Source organism: Alcanivorax sp. REN37 (assembly GCF_041102775.1).
Taxonomy (GTDB): Bacteria; Pseudomonadota; Gammaproteobacteria; order Pseudomonadales; family Alcanivoracaceae; genus Isoalcanivorax; species Isoalcanivorax beigongshangi.
On sequence record NZ_JBGCUO010000001.1, the window covers coordinates 1,557,292 to 1,569,422 of the forward strand.

General features: G+C 63.0%; 11 protein-coding genes. 7 read left to right on the forward strand and 4 right to left on the reverse strand.

Annotated elements, in window-relative coordinates; translation table 11 throughout:
- Positions 1-36: 36 nt before the first annotated feature.
- A complete protein-coding gene (locus AB5I84_RS07010; protein ID WP_369455147.1) occupies positions 37-1,197 on the reverse strand; it encodes a GGDEF domain-containing protein in 1,161 nt (386 codons plus the stop codon).
- 188 nt (positions 1,198-1,385) lie between these two features.
- On the opposite strand from AB5I84_RS07010, the gene AB5I84_RS07015 reads away from it, so the two are divergent.
- The 6 genes from AB5I84_RS07015 (at position 1,386) to traF (ending at position 9,095) form a co-directional block, all read left to right on the forward strand.
- Positions 1,386-2,480, forward strand: coding sequence for an acyl-CoA dehydrogenase family protein (locus AB5I84_RS07015; protein WP_369455148.1), 1,095 nt, complete (start codon positions 1,386-1,388; stop codon positions 2,478-2,480).
- 10 nt (positions 2,481-2,490) lie between these two features.
- Positions 2,491-3,696 (forward strand): acyl-CoA dehydrogenase family protein, encoded by a 1,206-nt coding sequence (locus AB5I84_RS07020; protein WP_369455149.1) that lies wholly within the window; start codon positions 2,491-2,493, stop codon positions 3,694-3,696.
- Positions 3,697-3,799: 103 nt separating this feature from the next.
- The gene (locus AB5I84_RS07025) at positions 3,800-4,600 is read left to right on the forward strand and encodes an SDR family oxidoreductase (protein ID WP_369455150.1); all 801 of its coding nucleotides are present in this window, start codon (positions 3,800-3,802) and stop codon (positions 4,598-4,600) included.
- A gap of 24 nt (positions 4,601-4,624) precedes the next feature.
- Positions 4,625-5,494: a tRNA 2-thiocytidine(32) synthetase TtcA gene (ttcA, locus tag AB5I84_RS07030; RefSeq protein ID WP_369455151.1), complete on the forward strand. Its 870-nt coding sequence runs from the start codon at positions 4,625-4,627 to the stop codon at positions 5,492-5,494.
- 134 nt (positions 5,495-5,628) lie between these two features.
- Complete coding sequence (locus AB5I84_RS07035; RefSeq protein ID WP_369455152.1) at positions 5,629-7,800, forward strand: malate synthase G; 2,172 nt, start codon at positions 5,629-5,631, stop codon at positions 7,798-7,800.
- Positions 7,801-7,958: 158 nt separating this feature from the next.
- On the forward strand, positions 7,959-9,095 hold the full coding sequence (gene traF, locus AB5I84_RS07040; protein WP_369455153.1) for a conjugal transfer protein TraF: 1,137 nt from the start codon (positions 7,959-7,961) through the stop codon (positions 9,093-9,095).
- Positions 9,096-9,108: 13 nt separating this feature from the next.
- Here the strand turns inward: traF and AB5I84_RS07045 are convergent, their stop codons facing one another.
- Positions 9,109-9,825 carry a hypothetical protein gene (locus tag AB5I84_RS07045; RefSeq protein WP_369455154.1) on the reverse strand — a complete coding sequence of 239 codons (717 nt, stop codon included), beginning with the start codon at positions 9,823-9,825 and terminating at the stop codon, positions 9,109-9,111.
- 66 nt (positions 9,826-9,891) lie between these two features.
- On the opposite strand from AB5I84_RS07045, the gene trmB reads away from it, so the two are divergent.
- The gene (gene trmB / locus AB5I84_RS07050) at positions 9,892-10,635 is read left to right on the forward strand and encodes a tRNA (guanine(46)-N(7))-methyltransferase TrmB (protein WP_369455155.1); all 744 of its coding nucleotides are present in this window, start codon (positions 9,892-9,894) and stop codon (positions 10,633-10,635) included.
- Here trmB and AB5I84_RS07055 read toward each other — a convergent pair.
- Both AB5I84_RS07055 and AB5I84_RS07060 read right to left on the reverse strand, forming a co-directional pair.
- The gene (locus AB5I84_RS07055) at positions 10,567-10,992 is read right to left on the reverse strand and encodes a GNAT family N-acetyltransferase (RefSeq protein ID WP_369455156.1); all 426 of its coding nucleotides are present in this window, start codon (positions 10,990-10,992) and stop codon (positions 10,567-10,569) included. The two genes, trmB and AB5I84_RS07055, sit on opposite strands and share 69 nt — an antisense overlap.
- Positions 10,993-10,999: 7 nt before the next feature.
- Entirely contained in the window at positions 11,000-12,130 is a 1,131-nt protein-coding gene (locus tag AB5I84_RS07060; protein ID WP_369455157.1) for a JmjC domain-containing protein, read from the reverse strand.
- Position 12,131: the final 1 nt, after the last annotated feature.

Genomic DNA, 12,131 nt, shown 5'->3' on the forward strand with positions numbered 1-12,131 from the left:
GGCTCCGGGGTGTTGTGGTGGGCCGGCAGTATAGTGTCAGTCGTCGGCGCTCGCCACGCGATCGCGGCCTGCATGTTTGGCCGCGTAGAGAGCCTGGTCGGCGCGCTCGATCAGTTGTTCGGCGCTGTCGTTCGGGCGCCAGGCGGCCACACCGGCAGAAAAGGTCACCGGCTGCGGTAAAATCGCTTGCACCGCCGGGTCGGCCAGCCGCTGTTGCAGTCGCGCCAGCACTTGGCGCGCGCCGCTGTCGCTCAGGTCCACTAGCAGTAAGGCAAATTCCTCGCCGCCGTAACGAGCCAGCAGGTCAGTACGCCGCAGCAGGCTGCCGAGGATCTCCGCCACTTGCTCCAATACCCGGTCACCGGCCGGGTGGCCGTACTGGTCATTGATGCGCTTGAAATGGTCCAGATCCAACATCGCCAGATGCAGTGGGCGCGGGTGGCGCTGGCAACGTGCCACTTCCTGGTGCAAGCGTTCCATGAAGTAGCGGCGGTTATAGATGCCGGTCAACGGATCGCGGATTGCCATCTGCTCCAACGCTTCCAGTGCGTCGCGCAGCCGTTGGTTGGTGGCCTCCAAATGCTGTTGCTGGGCTGCCAAGCGCAATTGCTGCTGCCGTTCGCGGCGGCGAAACAGCCGCAGATGGGCACCTATATAGATGAACCAAGCCAGCCCGCCGATCAGCAGCGACAGTTGTGCCAGCGTCGGTAGCAGCGCCTTGTTGTCCGCCTGCCGCTGCCATTCCAACGCATCGAGCAGTCCGGCACAGCACAGGATCAATGCCGCCAGCAATATCAGTTGGCGCAGTCGCAGCGTGAATAAGCCGAACGTCATGATGATGAAGTAGCAGAACATCATCATGTCGCGCACTTCATTGGCGTAGTACATCAGCGCGGAAACCAGTGCTGTGGCCACGGCCAGGTGCGGAAAGGCAAGGGTGCTGGGATCACGCCCGGGACAGTAACGTGACTGTAGCGCTAGCAGCAGCGTGACCAGCAGGGCAGCACCGAACAGCAGCCAGTGTGGCGTGTCAGCCTGTAGCAAGCCGGTGCGGATGCCGAGCAGGGTGGCTGCCCACAGCAGCAGGTAGGAATAGAGCCCTAGTCGCAAACGCTGTAGCGGTTCCCGCTGCCGCAGCCTGTCTTCCGTGGTGGTATCCAGAATCGCCCCTCCCTGTGCCGGTGTACGCGAGCCCATCTTGGGCAGCGGGCTGGTATAGCACAAATCGCCTCGCCGTCCACTGCTGCTGATTGGCCAGATCAATCATTGTCGACCGGGCAGTTGAGCGATCCTGACCTTTTGTCCAACCGGGTGGCGTGCCAGCATCCTGCATCGATCGAATGCCGGCGCCGGGCGGCGCCGGCCTGTGAAGGAGAAGCCCCACCATGACTGATGCCTTGCTGGATCTGACGCTGACCGAAGACCAGCGTATCAGCCGCGAAAGCATGCGCCGACTGGCCCGCGATGTACTGCGTCCGGCCGCCCGTGCCGCTGACGAAGCAGCGACGGTGCCTGACGCAGTGCTGCGCCATAGCGCCGAACTGGGACTCGCGCTGTTGCCGATGCCGGAGCTGTGCGGCGGTGCCGGCTTGCCGCGCTCGCCGATGTCCAACTTGCTCAATGCCGAAGACTTGGCGTATGGCGATATGTCGCTGGCGTTGGCGATGCTGGCACCGCAGGGCTTTGTGAATGCGCTGGTGGATTTCGGTAGTGCTGCCCAGCAAGAACAGTTTCTAGCGCCGCTGGCGCAGGAGCACTACGTGGCGGCCAGTATTGCGTTGATGGAACCGCGCGCCACCTTTGAGCCGTCCGAACTCACGACTCGCGCCGTGGTGCAGGGCGACCAGTACCGCCTGGACGGCGAAAAGCGATTGGTGATTATGGGACTGCAAGCAGATCAGCTGCTGGTGATCGCCGAATGTGACGGCGAACCGGCGGCGTTTGTGGTGCCCACCGATAGCGCCGGCCTGACCCGTGAAGCCGAGTCGTATATGGGACTGCGTGCGGTGGAAACCGCCACTGTGCGGTTGCAGGGGGTATTGGTGCCGGCCGATCACCGGTTGGTGGACTTCGACCTGCAACGCTTGGTGGATCTGTCGCGCATCGGCATCTGCGCCTTGGCGGTAGGCTGCTGTCAGGCGGTGCTGGATACCTGCATTCCGTACGTTAAGGAGCGCAAGGCGTTCGGCGAGCCGATTGCTTGGCGCCAGTCGGTGGCGTTCATGGTGGCAGACATCGGCATCGAGCTGGAAGCGATGCGGGCATTGGTTTGGAATGCGGCCAGCCGCGCCGAGCAGGGCCTGCCGTTCCATCGTGAGGCGTATTTGGCGCGGGTGCTGTGCGCCGACAAGGCCATGAAGATCGGCACCGACGGCATTCAGCTGTTCGGCGGTGCGGGCTTCATCCGCGATGTGCCGCTGGAAATGTGGTACCGCAATCTGCGCGCCATCGGCGTGCTCGAAGGGACGGCGCTGGTGTAAGGAGACCATCATGATCAACTACGAACTGCCGACCAAACTGAAGAATCTGCAGCAGATGAGCCACCAGGTGGCGGTGTCGATGCTGCGTCCGATCAGCCGCAAGTATGACCGAATCGAGCACTGTCCAACCCCGGAAGAACTGGTGCCGCTGGCGCAGATGCGCGCCCAGCTCAGCCGCAAGGGCGGCGCGCCGGGTGCGGGCGAGTCGGAGCCGGGTGCGGTGCGTAACGGCGTCAACTTGGCCGCCGTGGTGGTGGGTGAGGAGCTGTGCTGGGGAGACGTTGGCCTGCTGCTGTCGATTCCCGGCCAAGGGCTGGGCAATGCCGCTATCAGTGCAGTGGGCACGCCGGAACAAAAAGAGCGTTTCGGCAAGCTGTACTGCGCCATGGCGATCACGGAGCCGGAAGCCGGTTCTGATTCCGCTGCGGTGGCGACTACGGCGGTGCTGGACGGTGACGAGTGGGTGCTCAACGGCGAGAAGATTTTCTGCACCGGCGGCCAGCGCTGCGAGGCGGTGGTGGTGTGGGCGACGCTGGATCGCAGCAAGGGTAAGGGCGCGATTAAGTCCTTCATTGTGCCCAAGGGCACCCCGGGTTTAACGCTGTTGCGGGTGGAGGACAAAATGGGGCTGCGGGTATCTGACACCGCTGCGCTGTCGTTCCAGAACTGCCGCATTCCCCGCGACCACTTGCTCGGCCAAGAAAGCGTGGGCGACACCGATGCTGCGCGCCGCAAGGCGTTCGGCGGGGTAATGCAGACCTTTGATAACACCCGGCCGGCGGTGGCGGCGATGGCGTTGGGGGTAGCCCGCGCCGCGCTGGAAATTACCCGCGAGTTGCTGGCAGCGGAAGGTGTGAAAGCTGACTACGCGCGCACGCTCAACAACAGCACCGCGATCGAGGCCGAGCTGTACCGCATGGAGGCTGATCTAGAAGCGGCCCGACTGATGACCTGGCAGGCCGCGTGGATGGCTGACAATAGCCAGCCGAACTCGATGCAAGCATCGATGTGCAAGGCCAAAGCCGGGCGCATGGGCACCGAGGTCACCCTCAAGTGCGTGGAACTGTGCGGAGCGCTTGGTTACAGCGAGCACACGCTGCTGGAAAAACTGGCGCGAGACTCGAAGATCATCGATATCTTTGAAGGCACCCAGCAGATCCAGCAATTGATTGTGGCCCGCCACCTGCTTGGGCTGTCGTCCCGGGAACTGAAGTAATCCATTGGCACCGGCGGCGCCTGCCGCAGGGCGCCATCCCCCTTTTCTGATGCCGCCGTGCTCGGCATCATGGCGTCTTCAGTCCAGTCCGGAGACGCACAGCATGGCCACCCATTCCTTTAAAGATCAGCGGGTCTGGATCACCGGCGCCTCTAGCGGCATCGGTGAAGCGTTGGCGCAGGCATTTGCGATCCAAGGCGCGCGGGTGCTGCTGTCGGCACGTCGTGAAAGTGAACTGGAGCGGGTGCGTCAATCCTTACCACATCCCGAGCGTCATGCCGTGGTGCCGTTGGATCTCACTGACCCGGACCAGATCACCGCAGCGGCGGAGCGGGTTCAGCGCGAATTCGGTGGCGTCGACATCCTCGTTAATAACGGTGGCATCAGCCAGCGTTCGCGCGTAGCGGATACCGAACTGGCGGTGGACCGCCGGGTGATGGAGCTGAACTATTTCGGCGCCATCGCCATGGCGAAAGCAGTACTGCCGCAGATGCTGGCCCAAGGTGGCGGCCGTATGGTGGTGATTTCCAGTTTGGTCGGTGAGTTGCCGACGCCGATGCGTTCCGCCTATTGCGCCAGCAAGCATGCGCTGCACGGTTGGTTCGACGCCTTGCGCGCCGAGGAGCACGACCAAGGATTGCGGGTGACCATGGTGATGCCCGGTTTCGTGCGCACCAATGTGTCGATCAATGCCATCACCGCCGACGGCGGCAAGCACGGCATCATGGACCCGCACCAAGACGCGGCGATGGCGCCGGAGGTCTGCGCCGCGCGCATCATCCGTGCCGTGCAGCAGGACCGCGAGCAGGTTATCATCGGCGGCCGTGAAGTAGTCGGCATCTACCTCAAGCGCTGGTTCCCGGCGCTGTACCGCAAGGTGATTCGACGCATCAAGACCACCTGACACCCAGCACTGCGGAATTCATCCATGACGCTCGCCACCGACGACGCTTTGTCGCCCAAGGACCGTATCCGTTACAACAAGCTGCAGAAACGCCTGCGGCGGGAAACCGGCCGGGCCATCGCCGATTTCAACATGATCCAAGATGGCGACAAGGTGATGGTGTGCCTGTCCGGCGGCAAAGATTCCTACACCATGTTGGAAATCTTGCGCAATTTGCAGATGTCGGCGCCGATCCGCTTCGAACTGGTGGCTGTGAATCTGGACCAGAAGCAGCCGGGCTTCCCCGAGCACATTCTGCCGGAGTATCTGGAGCGCGAAGGAGTGGCGTACCACATCCTCGAAAAAGACACCTACTCGATCGTGCGCGAGAAAACGCCGGAGGGGAAAACCACCTGTGCGCTGTGTTCCCGCTTGCGGCGCGGCAGCCTGTACGGCTTTGCCGAGGAAATCGGCGCTAACAAGATTGCCCTCGGTCACCACCGCGACGACATCATCGAGACGCTGTTCCTGAACATGTTCTACGGCGGCAAGATGAAAGCCATGCCACCGAAGCTGCGCAGTGATGACGGCCGCAACATGGTGATCCGGCCGCTGGCCTATTGCCGTGAGAAAGACATCGCCAAGTTCTCCGAACTCAGCAACTTCCCGATCATTCCCTGCAACTTGTGCGGTTCGCAGGACAATCTGCAGCGCCAGGCGATTAAGGCGATGCTGCAGCAATGGGATCGAGAGTTTCCGGGGCGTATCGAAAACATCTTCGCGGCGCTGCAGAATGTGGCGCCAAGCCAGCTGGCCGACACCAAGCTGTTCGATTTCGCCGAACTGGAACAGGGCTTCAAGCGCGAAGGCAGCCGGGCTGAACACCGGCTGGAGCTGGTCAATCTGTTCCACTGACCGGTAAGTCCTGCCGTTGAGGGAGGACACCCATGAAAAGAGGCGGATTTTCAGCTAGAATCCGGCCCGCTAATCGTGCCCGGCCCACGCCCGGGCGTTCCGCTGTTACGTTAAGTCCAAAAGGTAGCCGAATTATGTCCGAGCGCATCACGAAAGGCTCACTGGAGATCGCCCGTGTTCTCCACGATCTGGTAGTCGATGAGATCATCCCTGGCACCGGCGTGGATCCGGAACATTTCTGGTCCCAGCTGGAAGGCATCCTCACTGACCTGGCGCCGAAGAACCAGGCGCTGCTGGCCAAGCGCGATGCGCTGCAGGTCAAGATCGATGCGTGGCACCAAGCGCGCAAGGGCCAGCCGATCAACATGGACGAGTACAAAGCGTTCCTGACCGAGATCGGCTACCTGCTGCCGGAAGCGGCGGACTTCAGCGCCACCACCGAGAACGTGGACCCGGAAATCGCCACCATCGCCGGCCCGCAGCTGGTGGTACCGGTGATGAACGCCCGTTACTCGCTCAACGCTGCCAACGCGCGCTGGGGCAGCCTGTACGACGCGCTCTACGGCAGCGACGTGATTTCCGATGAAGGCGGTGCCGAGCGCGGTGGCGCTTACAACCCCAAGCGTGGCGCCAAAGTGATTGCCTACGGTCGCGACCTGCTGGATACCGCGTTGCCGCTGGCTCAGGGCTCCCATCACGACGCCACCCGTTACCAAATCAAGGACGGTGCGCTGCTGGCGACCGTCGGCGGCGAAGACGTGGCACTGAAGGATCCGTCCCAGTACGTGGGCTTCCTCGGCGACGCCAATGCCCCGACCGGCATCCTGGTGCGCAACAACAACCTGCACATCGAAATCCAAATCGACGCTAACCACCCGATCGGCGCGGAGGACAAGGCGCAAGTTAAAGACTTGCTGCTGGAGTCTGCCATTACCGCGATTCAGGACTGCGAAGACTCGGTTGCCGCAGTGGACGCAGAAGACAAGGTGCTGGCGTACAAAAACTGGCTCGGCCTGATGAAGGGCGATCTGCAGGAAAGCTTCGCCAAGGGCGGCCGCACGCTGACCCGCGAGCTGAACAGCGACCGCGTCTACAACGCCAAAGACGGCGGCGAGCTGGTGCTGAAAGGCCGCTCACTGCTGCTGGTGCGCAACGTTGGCCACCTGATGACCAACGACGCCATCCTGTTCAATGGCGCCGAAGTGCCGGAAGGCATCCTCGACGGCATGGTGACCGTGCTGGCGGCGATGCACGACCTGAAGAAACAAGACGGCGTGCGCAACTCGGTGGAAGGCTCGGTCTACATCGTGAAGCCGAAGATGCACGGTCCGGAAGAAGTGGAATTCGCCATCGAGCTGTTCGAGCGGGTGGAGCAGGCACTGGGCCTGCCGAAGAACACCCTCAAAATCGGCATCATGGACGAAGAGCGCCGTACCACGGTGAACCTGAAAGCCTGTATCGCTGCTGCCAAGGAGCGCGTGATCTTCATCAATACCGGTTTCCTCGACCGCACCGGTGACGAGATCCATACCTCCATGGAAGCTGGCGCCGTAGTGCGCAAAAACGACATCAAGGCAGAGCCATGGATCGGTGCCTATGAGGCCTGGAACGTGGACAACGGTCTGCGTGGCGGCCTGAAAGGCCGTGCCCAGATCGGCAAGGGCATGTGGGCCATGCCGGACGAAATGAAAGCGATGATGGAAGCCAAAATCGGTCACCCGAAAGCTGGCGCCAATACCGCTTGGGTACCGTCCCCGACTGCGGCCACTCTGCACGTGATGCATTACCACCAAGTTAATGTGGCATCTATCCAAGACCAGCTGATGAGCCGCCCGATGGCGGATCTGGATGCGATCCTCACCATTCCGCTGGCCAAGCAGGTCAACTGGAGCGCTGAGGAGATCAAGCAGGAACTGGACAACAACTGCCAGGGCATCCTCGGCTACGTTGTACGCTGGATCGACCAAGGCGTGGGCTGCTCCAAAGTGCCGGATATCAATGGTGTCGGCCTGATGGAAGACCGCGCCACTCTGCGCATTTCCAGCCAGCACATTGCCAACTGGCTGCACCATGGTGTGTGCACTGAAGAGCAGGTGATGGATTCCATGCGCCGCATGGCGGAAGTGGTGGACCAGCAGAACGCAGGTGACCCGCTGTACCGCAATCTGGCACCGAACTTCGACGACAACGTGGCCTTCCAGGCTGCCTGCGAGTTGGTGTTCCAAGGCCGCGCGCAGCCGAACGGCTACACCGAGCCGGTATTGCACCGTCGCCGCCGTGAGGCGAAAGCCAAATACGGCGCGTAAGGCGCAGTAGCAACACTAAAAAGCCCCGCCTAGCGGGGCTTTTTTTATGTCTGGAGTCGCCAATAGCACCAGCGGTCTAGGTGTTTCAAGGAAACAATTTTACACTTCGCGCCCGCCGGACCGGTTCTGGTCTGGCACCAGGACAATAGAGAGACGCCATGGGTTGGGTGCGTTGGGGCCTGGGGCTGCTGCTGTGCAGCCTGAGCGTAGAGGTGGCGGCGGTGGCCGATGCGCGTGCACTGGGGCGCGGTGGTGCCGGGTTGGTATCGGGCGATCGGGCTTACTTGGCCGGTAACCCGGCTCTGCTGGCCACCACCCGCGAGGGTGTGGCCGAACTGCTGATTGGCGGTGGCGTGGCGGTCTACGACGGTGACCGGGTGCTCGATGGCATCGACAGCCTGCAGCGAGACTTGGATCAGTTGACCGCGTGGCAGGCCCTCGACCCGGCGTTGCCGGGCCGCATTGATGCACAGCTACGCCAGCTTTCACGGCAGCCGGTGCAAGGCGAGTTGGGGGCGGTCACGGCGGCGGTGATTTCCCGGTTGCCGTTGGCATTGGTGGTGCGAAACGACACCCGATTGGCGGCCCGGCTGCACTATGACGATCGCGACGCGGCATTGCTGGCGGCGCCGCTGCCCGGCATCGAGCAAGAGGATATGCACAGCCGCATGCGCGGCAGCGGAGTAGCGATCAGCGAAGTGGCGCTAATGGGTGCGCTGAGCACCGAGCATGACGTACTCGGCACTTTCCACTGGGGCGCCACGTTAGCGCTGCAGGATGTGCGGCTGCTGCATTATGACGCCCGCATCGCTGAGTTCGATGAATACGATATTGCCGATTCACGTCACCGCGAGGATCGGCAGGGCGCCAACCTGGATTTCGGTGTATTGAAGCCGCTCGGCGGTTATGCGCTGGCACTACGGGGGCGCAACTTGGTGCCGGTCAGTTACCGCGGGCCGGAGCAGAGCCGCTACCGCATGCGTCCAGAACTGGCGCTCGGCGCCGGCGCCCGCTGGGGCGTGTTGCAAGCTGAGTTGGACGTGGAGCTGCTGCCGCGGCCGGGTTATGGCGAGGTGGTCGGTACCCAGTATGCCCAGGCTGGATTGGAGCTGGGCGTGCGTTGGTTGGGCCAGCTGCGTGTGGGCTATCGCCACGATCTGCAGCAGCAGGTGGTCGGCGCCTGGACCGCTGGCGTCGGACTGACGCCATTTGGGGTGTTGAATTTGGACGTGGCAGCCCTGATTGGTCGCGGCGACAGCCGTGGGCTGGCGTTGCAGTTCGGTGGCCGGTTCTGAGCCGAGTCCAGCATCAGGGGTCGATCAGTTCTACCTTCACTTCCAAGGGCAGCGATACTTGCGAGCGGCTGGTCTGTACCCCGTCGGTGCCCAGCTGGCGGCTGCGTTGCTGGATCTGCAGATGGCCGACTTCGCGCCAGCGCCCTGGTGACAGCGATAGGGTAGTGCGCAGCGTTTGGGTCGCTGCCTGGCCGCTGTCCGCGTGCCACTGTACCTCTCGCTGCCCCAGTTGCAGCCGCACGCCGCCATCGCGATCCACTTGCGGCAATACTTCCAGGCCGCCTTCCAGCTCTGCCAAATAAGTTTCACCATACAAACCGGTGAGCCGTACCAGCGTGCCCTGATCAATGTGGGCACTGTGGCCCTCTAGCGCGATCAGAGTGATCTGTTGTTGATCCTGCCCCGACTGTTGCCGCGCAGCGATGCCGTGGCGGTCTAGGCTTTGGCTCTGTTCTCGTTGGCTGCCGCTGCGGCGCAGACTGATACGCAGCGAGCGCGGTGGTCGGTCCAGTTCTTGAATCAGCGGTAGCAACTCAGCGTAATGTTCGGCGGTGGTGCGCAGGATTAGCCGATCCTGGTAAGGAATCAGCACTGCCTCCACCGGCAGTAGCGGTCGCAGTGCGGTGGCCAGACCGCTGGCATTGAGGCTGTGCAAAATATAGGTCTGCTCTGACGCCATCGCGGCGGGCAGACTCCACAACAGCAGGCAGAGCAGGGCGAGTCGGCGCATGGCATCACTTGGCTGGTGAGGGGATTGGGCTATCATGCCCCGCTTTGCAATCAAGGGCGAGAGGCCATGAGCGGCAACAGTCGAACGGTACAAAGCAGCCAGCCAGGGCCGCATCCGGACTTGGAGCGGGTAGTGCGGCGGCATCTGTCCCGTCCCTGGCAGGGCCCGGTGGCAGCGCATACGCGCGCGGCGTTCGATCTGGCGGAGAACTGGCGCGCCCGGCAAGGGGCGCAGCGACCGCTGGTGCTGGATTCCGGTTGCGGCACTGGCCGCTCGACGCTGGTGTTGGCCGAACGTTGGCCGCAGTCTTTGGTGATCGGGCTGGACCAATCAGCGGACCGCTTGCAACGCGGCGGTCGGCGCTTTGAACAGCTGCCGGACAACTTACTGTGGCTGCGGGCCGAGGCCGGTGATTTCTGGCGTCTGGCGGTGGCCGCCGGCTGGCGCCTGGCTCACCACGCCTTGTGGTTCCCCAACCCATGGCCGAAGCCGGGGCATCTGCGTCGGCGGTGGCATGGGCACCCGGCGTGGGCGGAGTTGCTGCGTCTGGGAGGGCAGCTGGAGCTGCGTACTAATTGGCCGATTTATGCCGAGGAAATGGCGCTGGCGCTAGCCTGCTCTGGGCACCGCGCTGAGACCGCCGCGTACACCGCGCAGCCACCGTTCCTCACCGACTTTGAAGAAAAGTACCAATTGAGCGGCCATCAGCTGTGGCAGCTGACGGCCGATCTGGATGCTGCATCAGTCGAGGATTTTGAACATCTGCCGGTGCGGGATGTTGGCTTCCAGGAAGATGCCGCCGGTCACTGAGAAGCCGAGCGACTCATAGAAGCTGGTGGCGTGGGTCTGGGCGTGCAGGAAAATTTCGTCGCGCCCTTGTTGGCGCGCTTCATCCTCTGCGGCGCACACCAGCGCCTTGCCGATGCCGTGGTTGCGATAATCGCTCAGTACCGACAGTCGACTGATTTGGCCGGAAGCCATCAGCCGCACACAGCCTACGGCGGTGCCGTCCGGCAGCGCGGCGAGGAAGTGCACCGACGCGCTGTCGTGTTCGTCCCACTCCAGCTCCGGCGGTACCCGTTGCTCACGGATGAAGACGGTATCGCGTACTGCACGCAGGGCCGCTTCGTGCTCGGTCCAGCGGGTTTTTTGAATCTGTGCTTGCATGGCTACCTCATGGAAGAGATAGGAAAAATCCCTGTTGAGTCCATTCATGGATCAAGCTCCTGCCCGCGACGGTGAGGTGGGCCTCCAGGTCGTTGCGCGCATAGACCCGCTGGGCAGCCAAAAAGTTCGCCAGCGGCAGACTTTCGCTATCCAGTGGCCAGTGTTCACCATTGATCCATAACCCTTTCGTGTCTGCTAGCAGACGGGTGGCGCCGCGACGCACCAAGGTCCCGCTCGGTAGCAGTGATTGCAGCGGCGCGGGGTCTTCGTCGCGCAGCACCGCATCAGGCTGGCGTGGCTCGCTCAGCAGCTGGGCCAGCCCGTCGCGAATTGCTGGTGGGGTCAGCAAGGCCAATGCCTGCTCTGAAAGAGCAGCCACATCGGCATCCTGAAGCTGACCCGGCGCTGATTCGGGCGTCCGCGATGCATCGCTGAACAGCGTGTCGCCGGCCAGCATCAAGGCCTCATCGGTGATGCGAGCCAGCACCTCGGTGAGGCGCGGTGCGCGGAAACCCACCGACCAAGTGATGCAGTCGTCGTCCTCAGCCATGCCCCAGTGTGCGACGCCAGGTGGCAAATACAGCACGTCGCCGGGTCCCAGCAGGTGGGACGCGGTGATCGGCATGTCGGCCAGCAGGCGCAGGTCATCGTGAGGCAGGCGCGGACTGTGCTCATCGCAGGTGGGGCCGAGGTGCCAGCGGCGGTGACCGCGCGCTTGCACCAGGAACACGTCGTAGCGGTCGTAATGGGCGCCCACGCTACCACCGCGTACCGCGTGACTGATCATGATGTCCTCCAGCCGCCAGCCGGGCAGGAAGGCAAAGCTGTCGAGCAGCAAGGACACGTCGGTGCGGTAGTGGTCCACCGATTGCACCAGTAGCGTCCAATCGGTGGGGGGCAACTCAGCCAAGTCGGCCGCCGTAAACGGACCGTGGCGCAGCTGCCAAGGGCCGTCGCCGGCGCCCTGAATCAGTCGCGCTTCGATCTCGTCGTCAGCAGCCAACGTTTGCAGCAGCGCCACGCTGACGTGCTCCAATCCCGAAGCGGAACCGGGCGCCAGCAGCGGCTGCTGCTGCCAGTAGTCGCGCAAGAACTCCGCCGCCGGAAGCGGCAGCTGGAAGCGCGGCAGGGCGGTCATA